General features: G+C 63.4%; 17 protein-coding genes and 2 pseudogenes. 11 read left to right on the forward strand and 8 right to left on the reverse strand.

Features of this window, described 5'->3' with window-relative positions; translation table 11 throughout:
* The coding region (locus K309_RS40500) for a transposase (protein ID WP_156914463.1) at window positions 1-199 on the reverse strand (199 nt) is incomplete at its 3' end.
* Window positions 200-307: 108 nt separating this feature from the next.
* On the opposite strand from K309_RS40500, the gene K309_RS40505 reads away from it, so the two are divergent.
* Window positions 308-655 (forward strand): DUF3088 domain-containing protein, encoded by a 348-nt coding sequence (locus K309_RS40505; RefSeq protein WP_084402577.1) that lies wholly within the window; start codon window positions 308-310, stop codon window positions 653-655.
* A gap of 319 nt (window positions 656-974) precedes the next feature.
* Here K309_RS40505 and K309_RS0127735 read toward each other — a convergent pair whose 3' ends face one another.
* Window positions 975-3,386: a molybdopterin guanine dinucleotide-containing S/N-oxide reductase gene (locus K309_RS0127735; protein ID WP_369796534.1), complete on the reverse strand. Its 2,412-nt coding sequence runs from the start codon at window positions 3,384-3,386 to the stop codon at window positions 975-977.
* 129 nt (window positions 3,387-3,515) lie between these two features.
* Between K309_RS0127735 and metC the strand changes: the two genes are divergently transcribed.
* From metC to K309_RS0127775, 8 genes and pseudogenes are all read left to right on the forward strand, one after another.
* Window positions 3,516-4,745, forward strand: a complete 1,230-nt coding sequence (gene metC, locus K309_RS0127740; protein ID WP_029049410.1) for a cystathionine beta-lyase — start codon at window positions 3,516-3,518, stop codon at window positions 4,743-4,745.
* 68 nt (window positions 4,746-4,813) lie between these two features.
* Entirely contained in the window at window positions 4,814-5,749 is a 936-nt protein-coding gene (locus K309_RS0127745; protein WP_029049411.1) for a 4-hydroxy-tetrahydrodipicolinate synthase family protein, read from the forward strand.
* Between the two features lie 19 nt (window positions 5,750-5,768).
* Window positions 5,769-6,548 (forward strand): SDR family NAD(P)-dependent oxidoreductase, encoded by a 780-nt coding sequence (locus K309_RS0127750; protein WP_029049412.1) that lies wholly within the window; start codon window positions 5,769-5,771, stop codon window positions 6,546-6,548.
* Between the two features lie 105 nt (window positions 6,549-6,653).
* On the forward strand, window positions 6,654-7,685 hold the full coding sequence (locus K309_RS0127755; protein WP_232232508.1) for a tripartite tricarboxylate transporter substrate binding protein: 1,032 nt from the start codon (window positions 6,654-6,656) through the stop codon (window positions 7,683-7,685).
* 23 nt (window positions 7,686-7,708) lie between these two features.
* Entirely contained in the window at window positions 7,709-9,013 is a 1,305-nt protein-coding gene (locus tag K309_RS0127760; RefSeq protein ID WP_029049414.1) for a D-amino acid dehydrogenase, read from the forward strand.
* Window positions 9,014-9,220: 207 nt separating this feature from the next.
* A complete protein-coding gene (locus K309_RS0127765; RefSeq protein ID WP_051320642.1) occupies window positions 9,221-10,276 on the forward strand; it encodes a porin in 1,056 nt (351 codons plus the stop codon).
* A gap of 75 nt (window positions 10,277-10,351) precedes the next feature.
* A pseudogene (locus K309_RS0127770) lies at window positions 10,352-10,957 on the forward strand (NAD(P)(+) transhydrogenase (Re/Si-specific) subunit beta); the annotation flags it as partial.
* Window positions 10,951-11,208 (forward strand): annotated as a pseudogene (locus K309_RS0127775) (MBL fold metallo-hydrolase); the annotation flags it as partial. The pseudogenes K309_RS0127770 and K309_RS0127775, both read left to right, overlap by 7 nt.
* 432 nt (window positions 11,209-11,640) lie before the next feature.
* On the opposite strand, the gene K309_RS0127785 reads toward K309_RS0127775, so the two are convergent.
* The 5 genes from K309_RS0127785 to K309_RS0127805 all read right to left on the reverse strand — a co-directional run bounded on the left by K309_RS0127785 (window position 11,641) and on the right by K309_RS0127805 (window position 16,739).
* Window positions 11,641-13,017, reverse strand: coding sequence for an MFS transporter (locus tag K309_RS0127785; protein ID WP_029049418.1), 1,377 nt, complete (start codon window positions 13,015-13,017; stop codon window positions 11,641-11,643).
* Between the two features lie 306 nt (window positions 13,018-13,323).
* Complete coding sequence (locus tag K309_RS0127790; protein WP_198030867.1) at window positions 13,324-13,950, reverse strand: pyridoxamine 5'-phosphate oxidase family protein; 627 nt, start codon at window positions 13,948-13,950, stop codon at window positions 13,324-13,326.
* Between the two features lie 37 nt (window positions 13,951-13,987).
* Window positions 13,988-15,331, reverse strand: a complete 1,344-nt coding sequence (locus K309_RS0127795) for an adenylosuccinate synthetase (RefSeq protein WP_029049420.1) — start codon at window positions 15,329-15,331, stop codon at window positions 13,988-13,990.
* Window positions 15,328-15,798, reverse strand: a complete 471-nt coding sequence (locus tag K309_RS0127800) for a RidA family protein (protein ID WP_029049421.1) — start codon at window positions 15,796-15,798, stop codon at window positions 15,328-15,330. The genes K309_RS0127795 and K309_RS0127800 overlap by 4 nt, the downstream gene beginning before the upstream one ends.
* Before the next feature lie 155 nt (window positions 15,799-15,953).
* Entirely contained in the window at window positions 15,954-16,739 is a 786-nt protein-coding gene (locus tag K309_RS0127805; protein ID WP_029049422.1) for an AraC family transcriptional regulator, read from the reverse strand.
* Between the two features lie 143 nt (window positions 16,740-16,882).
* Here K309_RS0127805 and K309_RS0127810 point away from each other — a divergent pair, with 143 nt between their 5' ends.
* Window positions 16,883-17,743 (forward strand): alpha/beta hydrolase, encoded by an 861-nt coding sequence (locus K309_RS0127810; RefSeq protein ID WP_029049423.1) that lies wholly within the window; start codon window positions 16,883-16,885, stop codon window positions 17,741-17,743.
* Between the two features lie 191 nt (window positions 17,744-17,934).
* On the opposite strand, the gene K309_RS43825 is transcribed toward K309_RS0127810, so the two are convergent.
* Window positions 17,935-18,882 (reverse strand): restriction endonuclease, encoded by a 948-nt coding sequence (locus K309_RS43825; RefSeq protein ID WP_029049424.1) that lies wholly within the window; start codon window positions 18,880-18,882, stop codon window positions 17,935-17,937.
* 220 nt (window positions 18,883-19,102) lie between these two features.
* Here K309_RS43825 and K309_RS0127820 point away from each other — a divergent pair, with 220 nt between their 5' ends.
* Window positions 19,103-19,681: a DUF1294 domain-containing protein gene (locus K309_RS0127820; protein ID WP_029049425.1), complete on the forward strand. Its 579-nt coding sequence runs from the start codon at window positions 19,103-19,105 to the stop codon at window positions 19,679-19,681.
* The last annotated feature ends 390 nt before the right edge of the window (window positions 19,682-20,071 follow it).

Genomic DNA, 20,071 nt, shown 5'->3' on the forward strand with positions numbered 1-20,071 from the left:
GATCCAGCCGAATCCATTTGCGCAGTTGATTGGCATTGACTTGAGCCTTGAGCGCCATGCCTGCCACTGATGCGCCAGGCCGAACACACAGCTCAATCAAACGCCGCTTGGCAACCGGATCGTAATCGCGTTTCCCATTGCGCCGGACACGCACTACTCGCAGTGGAAAGCAGTCAACATCAACATCGTCAGTGATCATGGTTTGCGTCCGCAAAGTGTTTGCGGACGCAAGCCTGCCAAGACTCACCCTATAAAACTAGGACGCTGTTTCTCGGTCGCTTACCTTCAACTTACAGTGAGAGAGAAAGTGAAAGACAAGCTACTGATGCTTCGCCCCGGTTTTACTCAAGGGACGGAAGGCCCCTTCTATTGCGGCGATGCAGTTGCCATCGAAGGTCTGCTTAGCTTTTTTCCGCAGTTGCGCAGCCAGATTGACGTCGAATACATCGCTGCGCCGCGGCCTCGCAAAGCAATTGTCGACCTGATCGGTGAGGCAAACCAGTCCGCCCCTGTTCTGGTGCTCAGCGCTGGACGGGAGCCAGTCGACAACAGCGTAGAGATTCGCATGCACGGTCAAACGCGATTCGTCGACTCGCCCGACCATATCCGTCGATACCTCTCATCGCAATATGGCGTAGCGCACTCAACTTCCTGACCTCCGCCCGACTCTGACTCTCGTGCGCGGAGCAGGTGTAACAGGTTTCGCGCCCGGTCCAACCTATTGCCGCGACTGAAGTCGCACAACTGAGCGACCGATGCGCGCGGCGTGCTGCGTGCTGCGTGCTGCGTGCTGCGTGCTGCGTGCTGCGTGCTGCGTGCTGCGTGCTGCGCCCAAGCCGATGCAGCACAGGCGCACGTGTTCCGTGCTGCACAAAATATTGAGTAGGAAGCTGCTTGCGAGCTTTATCGGGGTGCCGATGACTTTTTTTGCTCGAAACTCCATGTGCGTGGAGAAATGGTCTTCGCCCCCCGCTTTAGCCGGCCAGCGGCGACACCTGCGGCGCGTCGAAGGCACGAACCTCCGGCGGTTCCCCGTTGGACCACGGCGCGATCTCGACCAGCGCGGAATGCGCGCTGGACCCCTGGGCCAGGCGGGAGGTGCCGCGGTCCATCGTCAGGACGTTGGGATTGCCGTGGCGTTCAAGCGAACTGTCGCTCGCATCGAACCAGGCACCGGTCGACATCACCACAACGCCGCGTATCAGTGCATCGTCCAGACGCGCGCCGGCCAGGCATGCCCCGCGCTCGTTGAACACGCGTACGAGTTCGTTTTGCACAATGCCGCGCTCCGCCGCGTCCAGCGGATGTATATGGATTGCCTGCCGGCCTCTGACCTTCATTGACACGGAGTGGCTACCCGCGTCCAACTGTGAGTGCAGCTTGTCAGCCGGCTGAGACGTGATGAGGTGCAAAGGCCAGCGCTGGGCTGCGGCATCTCCAAGCCATTCGGCAGGTGGTAGCCAGGACGGATGCGGAGGACAATCCTGATAGCCGAATTCGCCAATGCGCCGGGAGTAGAGCTCGATCTTTCCACTGGGTGTGCTCAGGGGACTGCCCTGCGGATCGGCACGGAAGTCCGAGAACAGCACGAACGGTGTGCCAGGCTCCGGCAAGCCGGTGTACCCCTCCTCCCAGAACTGTTCAAATGGCGGAGCTACGAAGCCTGCCCCGGCCCAGCGTTCCACCATGCTGTCGTAGATATGGCGAATCCACGCGAATTCGTCGCGGCCTTCAGTAAACGTGAACTCGCAGCCGGCGCGCAATGCCAGGTCTCGATAGATGTCGAAATCGTTGCGGCTGCTGTACTGGGGCGGCAGCGCCTGATGCATCGCCAGCACGTACCGGTCTCTTGAGGAGCCCCCGATGTCGTTGCGCTCCAGCGTCGTCGTGGCCGGCAGAACGATGTCCGCGCGCCGCGCCGTCGGCGTCCACCAGCTGTCATGCACCACGATCGTCTCCGGCACTTGCCAGGCCCGTGCCAGTCGGTTCAGGTCCTGGTGGTGGTGGAAGGGGTTGCCGCCGGCCCAATACACCATGCGTGTATCCGGATAGATACCTTCGCGGCCGTTGAAGTCGTAACGCTGCCCGGGGTGCAGAAGCATGTCCGAAATACGCGCGGCGGGGATGGTGCTGCGCGCGGGATTGGCACCCGCGCCCATCTCCGGGGCCGCGACGTCGGGCCGGGGCGTTCCGGCGCCGTTGATGGAGCCATGCCCGAACGCAAAGCCGCCGCCCGGCAGACCGATCTGCCCCAACATCGAGGCCAGCGCGATGCTGGCCCAGTACGGCTGTTCGCCATGATGGGCGCGCTGCAACGACCATGTGCAGTTCAACATCGTGCGCCGCCGGGCGGCTTCCGCGGCCAGTTCGATGATGGTCTCGGCCGGCACCGCGCAGATCGACTCCGCCCAGCGGGCGTCCTTTGTCAGGCCGTCGTTGCGGCCCAGCAGATATGCCGCGAACGCGTCGAAGCCCTCGCAATAGCGCGAAAGAAAATCCGCTGCGTGCAGGCCGCGCGTCAGTAGGGTGTGCGCCATGCCCAGCATCAGCGCGGTGTCAGTGTTGGGCCGGATGGGCACCCATCGGGCCTGCAGGCCGTCGGGTATGTCCGCGCGTGTCGGGCTGACGACAACAAACTTCACTTTCGAGCCCTTTGCGCGTTCGATCCACTCGTGCGAACTGTGCGCACCCGCGCCGCCGGAAGTGATCTGGGTGTTGCGTAGTGGCAGGCCGCCAAAGGCGATGAACAGCTCTGTGTGTTCAAGAACGCTGCGCCAGTCCGTCACTCTTCCCGTGACCGGTTTGTAGGTGCCAATCACATGGGGCAACAGGAACTGCGCGGCGCCCCAGCTGTAATTGCCCGCCTGCGTGGTACATCCCCCGCCTGCGAACAGAAAGCGGTGCGTCAGCGTGCGGGCATGATGCAGGCGCCCGGCGGAGGACCATCCGTAGGAACCGCCAAAAACGGAAGCATCGCCGTGTTCGCCGCGCACCCGCGCCAGCTCGCCGGCCACCAGATCCAGCGCGGTATCCCAGTCAACCTCCACGAACGCATCGTTACCCCGCTCGCTGCGCTCCGCGTTCTCGCGCTTGCGCAGCCAGCCGCGCCGAACCGCAGGCCGGCGGATCCGCAGTGGCGAATGGACCATGCCTGGCATGGATTGCAGGATCGGTGAAGGCGCGCTGTCGCAGAGAAACGGCTCGCACGCGACGAGCCTCCCCCCTTCTACGACCGCCGTATATGCACCCCAGTGCGAAAGCGTGGGAAAGCGGCTGCGGACATCGGCAGCAGCAAGCGTAGTTGTCATGTTGGTCTCCTCCACCGGAATACAGACGCTCGCTACGAGCGGCGCAAGCGCCCAATGTTGGGCGAGCCACGCGAGCATTTTTTTCTCTTTTGGACGGAATACGCCAATTAAATGAGATGAATTTGCTCAGGGCGCATCCCTAAGCTGGTCGACATTCCAGCGGCAATCACCAACATGGAAGCCGCACCGCTCAGCCACGGAGATCCGATGAAAGAAAGCACTCAGTTAGTTTGCGCTGGCCGCCACCCCGAGCGGTTCGGCGGGGTCGTCAACACGCCGATCTTCAGGGCATCGACCATCCTCGCCGGGTCGATGGCCGAATGGGAGGAAATGAAGCGCGCCCGCGCCGCGGAAGAGCCTGGCGCGACGACCTATGGCCGCTACGGCACGCCCACGACCCATGCGCTGGAAGAGGCCGTTGCCGCGCTGGAGGGTGGATACCGGTCGCTCGTGTTTCCGTCCGGCCTCGCGGCGATCAGTACCGCGTTGACGGCGCTGCTGTCGGCCGGCGACCACGTGTTGGTCACTGACAGCGCTTATTCTCCAACACGCGCTTTCATGGAGCGTGTCCGGACGCGCTTTGGCGTCGAAGTCGAGACCTACGATCCCGCTGGCGGCACACCGATCGAGACATTGCTGCGACCCAACACGCGTGTCGTGTACGTCGAATCGCCGGGGTCGGAAACCCTCGACATCCAAGACATCCCGGCCATCTCGGCAGCGGCGCGTCGACATGGCGCCGTCGTGGTCATGGACAACACGTGGGGAACGCCGCTCTACTTCAAACCGTTCTCCCACGGCGTCGACGTTTCGATCCAGGCCGCCACCAAGTACATCGTCGGCCATTCCGATGCCATGCTTGGCGTGGTCACCTGCAATAGGGATACCTGGCCGCTGATCAAGCAGACCACTCAGGACATGGGTCAGACTGCCGGTCCGGACGACGTCTACCTGGCACTGCGCGGCCTGCGCACGATGGCGGTCCGGCTCCAGCGCCACTGGGAATCAGGACTGCGCGTTGCCCTATGGCTGGAGCGGCAGCCGCAAGTCGAGGCAGTGCTGCATCCCGCACTGCCGTCCCATCCGGGCCATGGGCTGTGGAAGCGCGACTTCACAGGCGCCTGCGGTCTCTTTTCCGTTGTGTTGCGCACGAACTCCAAAGGTTCACTCGCAGCCTTCATCGACGCGCTGGAGCACTTTGGCCTGGGGGTTTCCTGGGGCGGCTATGAAAGCCTCGCCATCCCCTTCACGCCGGGAAAGCACTGCACCGGCGCGCGCTGGCCGTATCAAGGGCAGGCCGTGCGCCTGCATGTGGGTCTCGAAGACCCGCAAGACCTCATCGACGATCTGCAGCGCGGCCTGATGGCGCTTTCCGCGCATGCTTCCACCCTGGAGGCATTGCAAGACGCCCAGGCCGACCAGGCTTGCCCGACCTGAACGACAACGCAGCCTAAGCCGGGTTCTCCCGGCAGTTCCCCCTACACGAATCTACGACGGAGACAGACATGAGCAAGATGAAGATTGAAGGATCCTTTGTCGCCCTGATCACCCCCTTTGCCAAGGACGGCAGCCCGGACTTTGGCGCCTTTCGCGATCTGCTGGATTTCCAGGAACGCCACGGCACCTCGGCGGTGCTGATCATGGGATCCACAGGCGAGGTCTCGATGCTCTCGCAAAAAGAGCGCGAGGCCATCATCGTGGAAACCGCGAAGATGAAGACCGGCAAGATGAAGTTGTTCTATGGTTGCACCGGCAACAACACCCAGACCACCAAGGACTATCTGCGTTTTGCCAGGGCCAACGGCGCGGATGGCGCCATCATCGCCGCGCCCGCCTACATCTGCGCGCCGGAGGCCGATATCGAAAGCTACTTCCTGGAAGTGGCCGACGAAACCGACCTGCCCCTTGGCATCTACAACAACCCGCCGCGCGTGAAGACCGACCTGCATTGGGACAGTCTGCTGCGCATCTTCAAGCATCCCAACTATGTTGTCCACAAGGAGTCGACGACGCGCGTGGGACAGGTAGCGCAAGTGCTGCGCGGCGCGCCGGATGTCTCCGTGATGTGCTGCGACTCGCCCAACCTTGGCCTGGTCGTGCCAACGATGAGCCTGGGCGGCCATGGCACCGCGAACATGACCGGCAATATCGCCCCCGCGGAGCTGACGCAGATCTCCCGTCCGTGGACATCCCCCGACACCGCGGCCAGCTTCCACAAGGCCTACCTGCAGAATCTGCAGTTGCTGCACTACGCCTACTCGGCCATCAACCCCGTGGCGATCAAATCGCTGATGAAGGCGGTGGGCCTGCCTTCGGGCGAACTGCGCAAGCCGCTCACCGGCCTGGAAGGCGAGCCCCTGCTGCGCGGCCTGCGCGTCATCAAGGAGCTCGAACTCGACCGGAAGTACGGCTGGTCGTCGCCGATGCTCAAGGCCGTTTGAACCGAACCGGGAGCGATCAATGGATCTCGGCATCGCAGGGCGCCATGCACTCGTCTTCGGCGGGAGCAAGGGCATGGGGCGCGCTTGCGCGCACCAACTGGCGGCGGAAGGCGTGAAGGTATTCATCGCCGCCCGCACGGAGAGCACGCTGGCCGCGGCGGCCGCGGAAATCGGCGCCGCGACGGGCGGTGATGTCCGCTACGTGGTAGCGGACATCACCACGGACGAGGGGCGCGCCGCCGCGCTGGCGGCATGTCCTGCCCCCGACATCCTGGTCAACAACGCGGATGGTGCCCCGCCCGGCGATTTTCGCCAGTGGACACCGGCGGACTGGCATGCCGCGATCGATGTCATGATGCTCGGGCCGATCGACATGATCCGGTGCACCGTTGACGGCATGATCGAACGGCGCTTCGGCCGCATCGTCAATATCGTTTCGCGCAGCGTGAAGACGCCGCAGCTGGAGCTGGGCCTGTCCAATGGCGCGCGCTCTGGCCTCGTCGGCTTCGTCGCAGGGCTTGCGCGCCAGACGGTTCGCCACAACGTCACGATCAACAACCTGCTCCCGGGCGTGTTCGCGACCGATGCCCAGCGCCGCCACATCGAAGGCATGCTGGAATCGACTGGCAAGAGCTTCGATCAACTCTGGAAAGAACGCGGCGCCAACAACCCGGCCGGTCGCTATGGCCGGCCGGAAGAGCTCGGCGCACTCTGCGCCTTTATCTGCTCCGGGCAGGCGAGCTATATCTGCGGTCAGAACATCCTGATTGACGGCGCGGCTTACCCGGGCACCTTCTGAGCCACCGGGTTCACCGAAGCCATTCCAACGCAGCGTCTCGCGCCCCACGTCATCGCGCGCGATGGCGCTGCCTTTCCTTGTCCAGCAAGTTACGTTGATCCGGCCATGCAACCACGCCCCCTCACCCAGATCCGTTCCCGCCACATTCCCGTCGTACGCATGGGCCTCTTCCTCCTGTCCGTCCTGACGTCCGCGGGCGTCGCAAAAGCGGATTCCACGCCTGACAGCGCCTACCCAGTTCGTACGATCACCATCGTCGTGCCGCACGCGCCTGGTGGCTCGGTGGACGGCCTTGCGCGCGTGTTCGCGATGAAGCTCGGCCAGGAGCTGAAGCAGACGGTCGTTGTCGACAACCGGCCGGGTGCATCGGGCCTTGTCGGGGCCGGCATCGTCGCCCGCGCGGCGCCAGACGGCTACACCCTCTATATCAACGCATCGATCCACAACATCAATCCGATGCTCTATCGGAAGACCATCAAGTTCGATGCGGTCAGGGACTTCACCGCCGTCAGCATGCTCGCGCAAGGCGCGCTGATCTTTAGCGTGAATCCGCAGGTACCGGCGAACTCGCCGCAGGCACTGGCGCGCGCCGTGAAAGCCAACCCCAAGCAGTACAACTTCGCAACAAGCGGCAATGGCTCCGCCGGCCACCTGGCCCTGTCCCAGTTCATGTATGACAGCGGCATTGCAGACCTGCAGGTGCCCATCGCCCTGTACAAGGGCGGCGGTCCGGCGCTGACCGACGTCATGAGCGGCCAGGCCCAGGGGATGATGGATCCCATGCTCTCGTCGCTGCCCGGGGTCAAGGCCGGCAAGCTGCGCGCGATCGCGGTGACCGGGCGAGCGCGCAGCCCGTTGCTGCCGGATGTCCCGACCATGCAGGAAGCGGGATTCAAGAACTTCGAGTTCTATTCCTGGTATGGCCTGTGGGCGCCGGCCAGGCTGCCCGATGGGATCAGGAAGAAGCTCGACAGCGCCTCGGCCAGGATCATGTCGTCGCCGGACATCAAGGATCGCCTGAACGGACTGGGATTCGAGAGTGCCTACAAGGATGGCGGCGAATTCGAGAAATATATCGACAGCGAAACCAGGCGCTATCGCGCGATCATCGATCGCGCGCATATCACGGCCGACTGAATCTTTGGAACGGGGCAGCAGACATGCGCGTACTAGTGCTTGGCGCCGGCGTCGCCGGCATATCCGCCGCCTACCACCTGTGGCGCGACGGCCACGAGGTGACAGTGCTGGAGCGGCAAGCGGGCCCGGGACTGGGGTCCAGCTTCGGCAACGCCGGGGGCCTTTGCCCCGGTTTTGCCGGACCGTGGGCGTCGCCGGGGATGCCGCGCAAGGTGCTGCGCATGGCCCTGCAAAGGCAGGCGCCGGTGCGCTTTTCGATGATGCCGGATGCGGAGCGCCTGCGCTGGCTCGCAAAGTGGCTCAAGGAATGCAATGCGGAGCGCTTTGGCATCAACAAGGCTCGCATGCAGCGCATGGCGCACTACAGCATGCGCTGCATGCAGGCCTTGCGTGACGAGGTGCCGGAACTCGCCTTCGGCTTTCACCGCGACGGTACGCTGCAACTGCTCGAGACCGAACAGGAAGTGGAACTGGCACAGTTGGCCACGCGCACACTCAGCCAGTTCCAGGTGCCATGGCGGATGATGAGTCGCGACGAAGCCGTGGCGATCGAACCATCGCTGCGGACGTCTGCCGTCGCATGGCAAGGCGCACTGCATCTGCCAGACGATGCATCGGGCGACAGCGCAAAGTTCTGCGCGGGCCTTGCCGGATATCTTTCCAGTCGCGGCGTCTCGTTTCAGTATGGCGTTTCGGCAACCCGCCTCGTCCATTCGCACGGCCGCCTTCGCAGTGTCGAGATCACGCATGACGGGCAGATGGACCAACGGCAGGCCGATGCTTGCGTGGTGGCGCTCGGCTGCCAGGCGCCCGCGCTCCTTGCCACCGCAGGCCTGCGGATCCCGGTTTATCCCCTCAAGGGCTATTCAATCACGATTCCCATCGCCGACACCAAGGCTGCACCGCGCATGGCGATCATGGACGAGCACCACAAGATCATGCTTACCCGCCTGGGCGACAAATTGCGCGTCGCGGGAATGGCCGAGTTCGTCGGATACGACCTGACGGTGCACCGGGTCCGCACGGAACTGCTCTCGACGCTGACGCGGCGGCTCTTTCCACGCGGGCTCGACTATGCCGCGGCAACGTCGTGGGCCGGCCTTCGTCCGATGACGCCGGACGGGCCGCCCATCCTCGGCGCGACACCGCTACAGGGCCTCTACCTGAATGCTGGCCATGGCTCCAATGGCTGGACTCAGGCGTGCGGCACCGGCCGGCTTGTTGCCGACGCGGTCTCCGGCAGGCAGCCGGAGATCGACATGGATGGACTTACCGTCGAGCGATTCGGTATGCAGCGCGCCGGGCGTCCGCCGGCTCGCGTGGCCTGAACCAATCGCTTGCACGGGCGCCGCTGCCGGCGGCCCCGTTCGCACCGAGTGCCATCGGCGCAGATGCCAGCACCCGCGTTACACGCACGGCCGCCCGCTGAACCGCCATAGCCGCATCACCAGCTATCGCCGCATCGCCCATGCCGGGGCTGTGGCTTGCGCAGCCCTGCAGAGGCAGCAACTCGAACATACATACGGAGGAGAACGATGAAAACATCAGGAAAGTACGCCGTTGCGGCGTCAGTGTGGTGCCTGCTTGCCGCGACGGCACAGGCACAGTCAAGCGTCACGCTATACGGCGTCATGGATGCTGGCTTGGAGTATGTCAGCCATGCGGGCGCGGATGGCTCGGGGTCCGTATACCGCGTTACCTCCGGAAACACCGCGGCATCGCGATGGGGCCTGCGGGGCAAGGAGGCGCTGGGTTCGGATATGAGCGCCATCTTTGTGCTGGAGAGTGGCTTCCTGACGGACACCGGCATGGCAGGATTTGGCGGCCGCCTGTTCGGCCGGCAGGCGTTCGTCGGCATCGCGGGGCCTTGGGGCCAGGTCACACTCGGGCGCCAGAACAATATCCTGTTCGATTTTTTCATTCCCTTTGACACAAACCGCTATGCGCCGTATTCCGTGCTTGCCCACGATGCGCAGTTCGCGGGTCGGGCCGACAATGCCATCAAATACACGGGCAACTTCGGCGAACTTACGATCAGCGCGCTATACAGCGCCGGCTACGACTCGACCATCGCCAGCGGCGGCGAAGTCCCCGGCGCGCCGCGCGTCGGCCAGGAAATCGGCACCGGCGCTTCGTACACCATCGGCAAATTCGGATTGGCGATTGCCTATGACCAACGGCGCGGCACGTCCACGGTCACGGCGGGCAACATTGAACGCCGCTACGCGGGAGGATTTCTCTACACCAGCGGCCCCTTCACGGCCGAGGCCGGGTACCGGCTCCTGCAGGACGGGCTGGGCTCGCCCGCCAGCCGCTCCCATCTCTACTGGCTGGGCGGTGCCTACGCGGTAAAACCGGCACTGACGCTGCGCGCCGGCATCTACCGGACGGATAAGCGTGCTTCTGCTGACGACGCTATCAGCTACGTGTTGCAGGCGGCGTACACCCTGTCGAAGCGCACGGAGCTTTATGTCAATGCGTCCTACATGGACAACGCGGGCCGCTCGACGCTGGGCGTGGCGAGTGCGACCAAGGTCGCGCCAGGCGTCGGACAGACCGGCTTGGCGGCGGGCATGAAGCACATCTTCTAGTACCGCGCGCAGGGCGTTGCGGGTATCCCCATTCGCTCGCTACCGAACACCGATTCTTCAGCTAAAGAGACAATGATGTACATAGGTATCCCTCGCGAGACGCGGGCCGGCGAGACTCGCGTCGCCGCCACTCCTGAGACCGTCAGGAAGTACGTCGCACAAGGCCACAAGGTCATCGTGCAGGTTGGCGCCGGCGTACGTGCCAGCCAGCCCGACGGCGCGTATGAAGCGGTCGGCGCCACCATCGGCACCGCTGCCGAAGCGCTGGGAGCACAGCTGGTGCTCAAGCTGCGCGCGCCGGACGACGCGGAACTGGCACAGATGAAGCCGGGGGCTGTGGTCGCGCGGGCCCAGCATGCGCTCAAGGAGCTGACCGAAGCGCTCTCGGGCAAGGGCGTGACCGTGAAATACGCGATCCACCCGGTGGCGGGCCGCATGCCGGGCCACATGAACGTGCTGCTGGCCGAGGCCGAGGTGCCCTACGACCAGGTCTTCGAGATGGAAGATATCAACAGCGAGTTCGGCCAGGCCGACGTGGTGCTGGTGCTGGGCGCCAACGACGTGGTCAACCCGGCGGCCAAGACCGATCCCAAGTCGCCGATCGCGGGCACGCCGATCCTGGAGGCGTACAAGGCCAAGACCATCATCGTCAACAAGCGCTTCATGGCCGCCGGCTGTGCCACGACTATCTGCCTGGCGGCAGGGAGCTCAGCTACGTGATCACGGTAGCTGACCAACGCGCGAACAATATCCATGTGCGCGATGGCATCGGCGAGGAGGAATTCGTCGTGATGCGCCAGGAGCGTGACGCCGCGCTCCCGATGCCCGCCCTGATCCTGCCGTCCGTGCAGGTCAACATGCGGGCGGGAGAGCTACCCTCTCCTGAGACGAACGGTAAGCGATATCTTAAAATCCCCGTCAACGCACTCTGATGCGACGAACTGTTCACGAGCGCGATAACGACTGCGAACGAAGGCGATGAAGCTACCAACCGAAAGGGACTCCTTCGCCTACCGGCGTCAGGCATCGACGAACGCTGCAGCCTTGCTAATCCGCGATACGCCTCGATTCGGACGACGCTGCCCTACCTATCTCGCAAGGCAGTCAATCTCACTCTGAATCGCCATCCGCCGGTCCAACGTCCAGTTCATCGACTCTTGCTTATCCAGTGTAATTTTGTCATGGCGCCATACCTCCGCATCGCCGTCCGAGCACTCGACGTCGGCCGCCATCCTTGTGAGCGACTTGCCGTGAGACGACGGCGATGGGTTGCTGGCGGAGCTTTGGCTGCTATCTTCCGGAATTGGGGCGGTAGGCGGCCATGATTCCTCGGGCTGCGGTTCGTTTGTGCGTAGTGGCGCCGGTTAATGGGCCGAGATCGTCTCAAGCGATTCGCCGCGCGTCTCGATGCCGAAGCAATAGACGATGATCGCCGCGGCCAGGAAGCAGGCGGCGCCCAACGCGAACACGCCGGCCTGTCCTGCTAGCGGAAGCACGACGCCGACCAGCGTCGGGCCGATTAGCGATCCGAAGCGGCCGACCGTGGACGCCATGCCGCAGCCCGTGGCGCGAGCGCGCGTCGGATATAGCTCCGGCGTATAGGTATAAAGCACGGCCCACATGCCGAACATGAAGAACTGCATCAGGCCGCCGGCGAGGAAGAGCGCCATCGGTTCCGGGCTCATGCCAGCGACGCGGCCGTAGACGAAGGCCATCACGGCGCCGCCGACCAGCGTGATCACGCATGCCGGCTTGCGGCCCCAATGCTCCACCGCCCAGGCCGCGCACAGAAAGCCCGGGATACCGCCGATTGAGATATAGACGGTGTAGAGGACCGACTTGGTCACGCCCATGCCGGTCTGCTGCAACAGCGCGCCGATCCAGGTATTGAGGCCATAGAAGCCGAGCAAGGCAAAAAACCACAATCCCCACACCGTCAGCGTGCGGTTGCGGTACTCAGGCGACCACAGCACCTTGACGCCGAACACTTCCGCATCCGCGCTGACGACTTTGGGTTCCGCTTCAGGCAACGAAGACAGTTTCATGCGGCGCATCACGGTGGCCTCGATCCGCGCAACAAGTGCCGATGCCTCTTCGTGGCGGCCTTTCGATTCGAGCCAACGCGGAGATTCAGGGACATAGCGCCGCACCACGAACAGGAACAGCGCCGGCACCGCGCCGAGCAGGAACATGGTGCGCCAGCTGTACGCCGACAGCACGTAGTACGACATCAATCCCGCGCAGATAAAGGCGATCGGCCAGTTGCCATCCATCAGCGCCAGATACTTCCCACGCTGACGCGCGGGGATGAACTCGGACAGCAGCGTCTGCGCCAGCGGCAGCTCCATGCCCATACCCACGCCGAGCAGCAGGCGATAGATACCGAGCGTGACCGGGTCATTCGCGGTTGAACACAGGAAGCTGCCGACGCCCCAGACAATCATGCTGACCTGGAACACCGGCTTGCGGCCGAAGCGGTCGGCGAGCATGCCCGAGCTGAGCGCGCCGATGGCCATGCCGACAAAGCTCGCACTGCCCAGCATGCCGGCCTGTGCGCTGGTGAGGCCGAACTCCGTGCGGATCGATCCGAGCAAGTACGTCATCATGGCCAGGTCTAAGTTGTCGAAAAAGAATGCCATCGCAATCACCATGAATAAGAAGCGGTGATAGCCGCATACGGGCAGCCGCTCCAGCCGGTCGCCGACGCGGACCCGCATCAGTTCCATCGGGGTCAGTTTCATCTTGTCTCCTGTCTTGTATGGGCCGGCATCCGAGCGTGCCGGCGCGCGCAACATCGCCATGCGGCATGTCTTGCGCTACTGTCGCGCTTCGGCCCTTCAGCTGCCCTCGCCCGGATGACAAGCACTGTCGCCGGGGCGCCAACCAGCGTGGTGCGGCAAATGCCCCAACGGCGCATACGCGTACCCGCCCGACAGCGGCGGCTACCAGCAACGGCAAACGAGAAAAATGGAGTGAGAAGCCGAGACGAAGATGGCACGCGAGCGGTCGCGTGCCGTTGGCCCGTTGGCAGGGCCGCGCGGAGAGGATCAGCGATTGGCGAAGCGACGCGGGTCGAAGGCGTCTTCTGGCAGCGATGACAACGCCGCGCCGGCGGGGAAGGCATAGCGCAGATAAGGGGCGCGCGGCTGGCCTGGCGGCGAGTATTGCCCATCGGCGAGGATGCGTTTCTTCGCTGACAAGGAGCGGATCTCGCAACGGTAAGCCACGATCTGGTTGGCTGCGCCGTCCTCGATGGGAGTGTAGTCCTTCTCCGGTCTGAACTTGTCGAGCGCGACGTACTGGTGCGCACGTATCTCCTCGGTTTGGTCGCGCACCGTTGCCATGCAGCGGGCGATGACGCTGTAGTACTCGAGGCTGGTGTTCTGGCCCTTAGGAGCCTTCAGCAAAGCCACTGGGCGGTCGACCTCAATGGTGACGTGCGGGTCGGCGCGAATCGCCGCCGCGAGCTTGCCGAAGCGCGAGCTGTGGATCAGGAATGCGTCGCCGGTGAAAGTGAAGCTTTGTGCCGTGACGTAGGGATAGGGCGTGTCATGAACGCCCACACGGCAGATCAGCTCGTCGCGCAGGAACGCCTCGATCGCAGGCCAGTCGGTCCACGCCAGGTCGGTCCGGCGCATTTCGGGATCCAGGTAGTCTGGTGTTTTATCTCTCATATCTGTCATGTCTGCCTCAGGATGGAAGGATTTGTGCTCACGCCAGCAGCCGCATCTGCTCGCGAGCCGGGCCCAGGCCGACGCCGCGCAGGCGGCAACCCAGCGTGTCGGCCAGCCAGCGCAGCAGCGCGTCCAGCTGTGGTGGAAGCGGATCGGCCGAATGGTTCGGAAGTGCATCGACGGCAAAAGCAGGGAATCGCCGCGTAGCGCCTTCCGGGCCTTCGTCGTCAACGACCACGATGGCGGGATCACGCGTCTGCGCGAACAGCGCCAGCGCATCACACTTGTTGAGGAAAAGCTCGTCCACGCCGTGCTGCTGTACGGTGCGACGCAATTGCGCGACGTCGAGCAGTCCTATGCGCCGAGGCCGGCCGGTTCCCGTGCCGTATTCGCCGGTCAGCATCCGGATAGCCATGCCAACGTGCAACGGATCGTCGCCGGCAAGGAGCGCCACTGGGTCATGCGTTGCGGCTTCCTGCTCGCGACCGAGACCTTTGTGCGCGGCGTCAGCGCAATACACGGCAGATCGCTGCGCACCCAGTTCGGACGGGAAGTGGCCCGCGCCCACGCGAGAGACAATTGCCTTGGCCACGCCGATGGTCTTTCGGTGGTAGCGACATGGCAAGTCGCCGCCGACATAGGCATACGCCGGCACGGTATGGCTGGCGGTTACCCACGGCTGCTCGCCGTGCGTCATGTCCAGCATGACCGACTGTGCGCCTTCGAACAGCACGCGCGCGCCCTGTGCCACGCGTCGTGCAAGGTAGCCGGGATCCGATATGACGTAGTCGCTGACCAGCGCCCAAGCCGCGCGCATGGCCTCCAATGCGGCGGCATCCAACGGATCGCCACCGCGCGCAGCAGCCACTGCCATCTGCCGGATTACGGCCCCGCTGTCCTGTATCAGGTCCCGCAACTGGAACGATGTGCGTTCGATGCCGCGGGCCCGTAGCGCATGGTCGGCGTAGCAAGGGCCGATGCCATTGCCGGTGGTGCCGATCGATGCACCGTGCGCACGATCACGCGCAACGTGCAGTGGCTGGACCACCAAACAACGGTCGCTGATCGCCAGACGGCCTTGCAACTGGATGCCAAGTGCCGCGAGCATCGCGATTTCCTCTGCCAACTGCGCCAGGCCGATCGCGCAGCCGGAACCGATATACAGGGACACGGCAGGATGCAACACCGCGGAGGGCACTTGCCGCAGGCGTACCGCGCCCTGCGGCGTCGCGATGGTATGACCGGCGTTCGCGCCGCCATTGAAGCGCGCCACGATGTCATAGTCGCCGGCAATATGGTCAACCACCCGCGCCTTGCCTTCATCGCCGTACTGCAGGCCGACCAGCACGTCGGCGTATCCGCTTCGGCTTGCCATGATCATGCGTCGGTGTCGATGGCAAAGCTTGCCTCGATCTCAACGGGCGCGCCAAAGGGGAGGCTTGCCACGCCGATGGCAATGCGCGCATGCCGGCCTTGATCCGCAAATATGAAGTTAATGAGTTCCGACGCGGCATTGATCACGGCTGGTGCGTCGTGAAAGCCGGCTGAAGTCGAGACAAAGCCGCCAAGGCGCAGTACCGACCGAACGCGGTCGAGTTCGCCGTCGGTAGCGGCCGCCACCCAGCCCAGCACGTTGGCCAGGCAGAGGCGTGCGGCGTCGCGCGCGCTGTCAAGGGGCACTTCGGCAGGCACACTGCCGGCATACACGGGCTTGCCATCCCGCAGCGGCAATTGTCCTGATACTGTCAGGACGCCACGATGCAGGGTGTAGGGAACGAACAGAGCGTTGGGCAAGACTGGCGAGGGCAGCACGATTCCTGCCTCGGCGAGGCGATCGATGACAGACATGGAGGTTCCTTGTGAGCAATGGCGAAGGCGCCGCCGTACATGTGTTGCACGGCAGATTCGCCACCTTCACTGTGCTCCCCCTCCTACCCGCTGTCCTCCGCGGGGATGACAGGCGCTATCGCGCAGACGCCAGATCTGGGATGCCCGGGCCTGCGTTATCGGAGTGCCGTATCGCGAAAGTATTCCGTTGGTGTCATGCCCAATGCGCGCCGGAACATTGCGGTGAATGCGCTGGGGCTTTCGTAACCTAGCTGCAGCGCAATGTCGATCACCGGACGGCCTTCAGCCAGCAGGCGTACCGCCGCCATCAGGCGCGCCTGCTGCTTCCAGCGGCTGAAGGTCATGCCAGTCTGTTCCGGGAACAGCCGGATGATGGTGCGTTCGCTTGCGCCGACTGACTGGCTCCACGCTTCGACCGAGGTCTCGTCGGAAGGATCGGCGACGATGCGCGCGCAGATCCTGGCTAAACGCGCATCCTGTGGCATGGGCAAGTGCAGCGGCACAACCGACAGCGGGCGCATCTCCTGCAGCAGCAGTCTTGCCACCAGACCGTCGCGTCCGGCTTCATCGTAATCGACAGGCATGCGCACCATTTCGGAGATGATTTCGCGCAGGAGGGGCGGCACCGCCACCACGCAGCACGTGGTCAGCTCGCCCGGAACGGCGTCCTGCCGGACGTAGACCGTGCGCATCTCGACGTTGCCGCACGTCTGCATGGCGTGTCGCATGTCACATGGCACCCAGACGGCGCGCTGGGGCGGTACCACCCAGGAACCCATTTCAGTGTCGACGAGGATCGCGCCGCTGTAGGCGTAGATGAGCTGCGCTCGCGGGTGGGAGTGGTAATCGATATAGAAGCGGTCAGGCAGCGTGCGCGCCATGCCGCCTACCGGCCGTTCGATGTGCTGGTAGTCGTCGCGGTTTTCACTTTTTCCGAACATGGCGTCTCCGAGACATCAAGTGTCATCTGCCGGTGCGCATGGCAAGGCACCGAACAGTATCGTGGGATCTGACGTGAGCACGCGTCGCCATTTCACAAAGGAGCCGGTGTGCGTACCGGCCCGACAGTTCGGAGCCAAATGTAATGTCAGTGTATCGAAACTTCAATCAGGAGTGCCTGGACAAGCAGTACAACGTCAGGGGCGGCATCCCCGGCTACCAGGCCATCTTCGACCGGTGGGCCAGGGACAGTCGCGGGTTTCGAGCCAGCCATCCGGTCAGGGAAGACCTGGCATATGGCGACGACCCCAAGCAATCACTGGACTTCTTTCCCGCAGGCAGCCCCAGGCGCCCCTTGCTGGTCTTTATCCACGGAGGATACTGGCAATCCCTCGACAAATCGGACTTCAGCTACGTGGCTGCGCCGTATCTGCGGCGCGACATCAACGTAGCGGTGGTCAATTACCGGCTCGCGCCCGACGTGCCCATGGCGGCGATCGTGCGTGACAATCAGGAGGCGCTGGCCTGGCTATACCGGCAGGCAGAGGCATTGGGCTTTGACGGGGACCGCATCTTTGTCTCGGGACACTCCGCCGGCGGGCATCTCACCGCCACCATGGCTGGTACGCACTGGGAACAGTTCGGCGTGCCCGCCGACCTGGTCAAGGGAGGGTGCGCTATCAGCGGCTTGTATGACCTGGAACCGATCCGGCTGTGCTATCTCAACAAGGTCGTCCGCCTGACGCCGGCGGACGTGGCGGCGTACAGCCCGGTCTATCACCTCCCGACCGCCAGGCTGCCGATGATCCTTACCGTCGGGGGAGATGAATCGGACGAGTACCACCGATTGCAGGCGCAATACGCCGCGCTGCTGCGCGAGCAAGGCATCGAAGCCGAAGTGGTAGTGCAGGCACGAGGTCACCACTTCGATGCGGTGGACTATCTGGGAGACGCAGAAGGAGAGCTTGCCGGGGCGGTATTGAGGATGATTGCTGCCGCGTCCTAGGCGGCGGCACGTGCCTCGGCGCGGCACCTGCGGTCAGCGCAACGATCGGGGCGTCGACCGCACCGCGCCCTAAACGACTCTGGCTCTGACCCGAGCAGCGAAGGGCTCAACTACCAGCCTGATTGTAAAAGACCGGGTTGGGATAGGCCCGGCCAGTTAAGCCTTTGTGGCCGGTAAGCCCGCGCGGGTGCCTAGGTGTTGCGTGAAAGCCTGACCTTGCAACCGGGGTAATTTTGACAACCCCAGAATGCGCCGGTTGGCCCTTTGCGCTCGACCATCTTAACTCCGCATGCTGCGCATGTCGGCGTTCGGTAGTTCCCCCGAAAGGCCTGTGCCAGCAACGTCCTCTGCCTGTGCGGATCGAGCGCGAGAATCCGGTCGATAATCCCCGCACCATCGAGCAACTGAATGCCGGCCCGCTCTGCCGACTCCGTTACCGGTCGGCCGACAAAGCCAGACAACGACCAGAAGACGCCCCGACGTACCTTGTGTTCATGCATGACACCGGCAAGTGCGCGAACCTGCTCCACTTTCACCGGCTTGCTCCATGCTTTGCATTGCACCACAGCTACAGGAACATCCAGGCCCGCCTTGTACAAGGTTGCATCGATGCCACCATCGGGGCCGTGGGGGACGGTCTTGACCACGAACCCCATCGCCTCGTAATACCCGACACACAGCAACTCAAATCGCTTCCACTCCAGCAATTTGAGGGCATCTAGCGTCCAGCTATTGATTTCTGGCTTCTCGGACGTTGGTACTGTCTGCGCTGGCGCGCCGCCGGCCTCCTTTGAATCGGCAGGCGTGCCGGAATACCTGGAGGGTGGCAGGGGCGACAACGTGGGGCGGCTCGCGCGGGAGCGCCGGGTCCTGATTGGGGCATCCTGCTGCCCTGCCCCTGCCCTACTTCGCGCACGGAGGTATGACAACACCCCCAGAAATCCAAACAGGGCGGTTGGAACCCAGGCTAAGGACTGGCTCAATACGGAAATGCCCCTCAACACCGGACTCGACGCGAATATCGCTGGCAAGACCCCACGAAACACGATGTAGGCGCCCACGGCCAGTGCGAGGGATACCCACCATGGCGCATCCATCAATACCTCGCTAAGCGACGGCTCCTTTCTCCTGCGACCCATGTCTCTACCTGTTGTTGTTCTTCACGTCATTGCCGCGGCATTCCGCTCACGACAAATCTACCCGATTTAATATACAAGGCGGGTTGCATCAGACCAACACCCCACTGACTACGGGTGGCAGAGCAGTCGGCGTTCGGCTGCTGGCGAGTCCAGTAACCCGCAATGACCTGGCCTCGCCTAATCCCTTAAACTCGGACCTCCAGCATTACAGACGAGAACCATGAAAAAAGCAGGTCGGGTCAAGACATGGCATGCAGACAAGGGCTTCGGGTTTATCGACGTCCATGCGGACACGAAAGATGTCTTTTTCCACGTCACGGCGCTACAAACACGCACCGTCACGCCCAAGCCTGGCGATCGCGTGAGCTTCGAATTCGGTAAAGGGAAGGACGGCCGGGTTCAGGCGCTGAACGTCGCCATAGTCGGCGCACCGAAGTCCCGGTCCAACGCAAGCCTCTTGCCAATACTTGCCGGTCTGCTGGCCTTGGGGCTCATCGTCGGCGGCGCCTTTGCTGGTTACTTCCCTCGACAGGCCGGCATTGTCAGCTTCCTGGCCAGCATCATCACGTTCTTCGCCTATGCCGACGACAAGACGCGAGCCAGTCGAAACGCCTGGCGCACGCCTGAGGCCACCCTGCATCTGCTTGCGCTCTGCGGCGGTTGGCCGGGCGCGTTTGCCGCCCAGCACCTCCTTCGACACAAGAATCGGAAACGGGAGTTTCAAGTCGCGTTTTGGAGTATCGTCGCCTTAAATATTGGCGCGATGGCTCTTTGGCAAACTGTCATTGCGGCGCGATGAAGCGGCACCTTACGGCTGCGGCGAACGAACGAGCTAGATCGGGTGTTATGTCCAATCACTGTCGCTGGCGAGACAGCTAGTCCGCCCGGTCGCGGCATACCATCGCTCAACGTACGATCGATCCTTGTCATCGAGTACGCCAGTCCAGATTTGCGAGGATGATCTGTTCGAAACCGCCCGTCGGCGGTGCCTGTTCGACGATCTCGGTTGCTAACCACTACGTCGTGAAGAAAATTTGAGGTTTGCGCGACGCGAGTGTGAGTCCTCTTTCTCATACTGCAGCATAGACACAGCCACCAGTCCCGTCCGTCCAAACAATACGCTGCGTCGCCACCGGTTGAATCCTCAACAGAACTGGCCGGCTACAAGAAGCCTGGAAGCATCGCTGAT

It is taken from the genome of Cupriavidus phytohabitans (genome assembly GCF_000426345.1).
In the GTDB taxonomy this organism is placed as follows: domain Bacteria; phylum Pseudomonadota; class Gammaproteobacteria; order Burkholderiales; family Burkholderiaceae; genus Cupriavidus.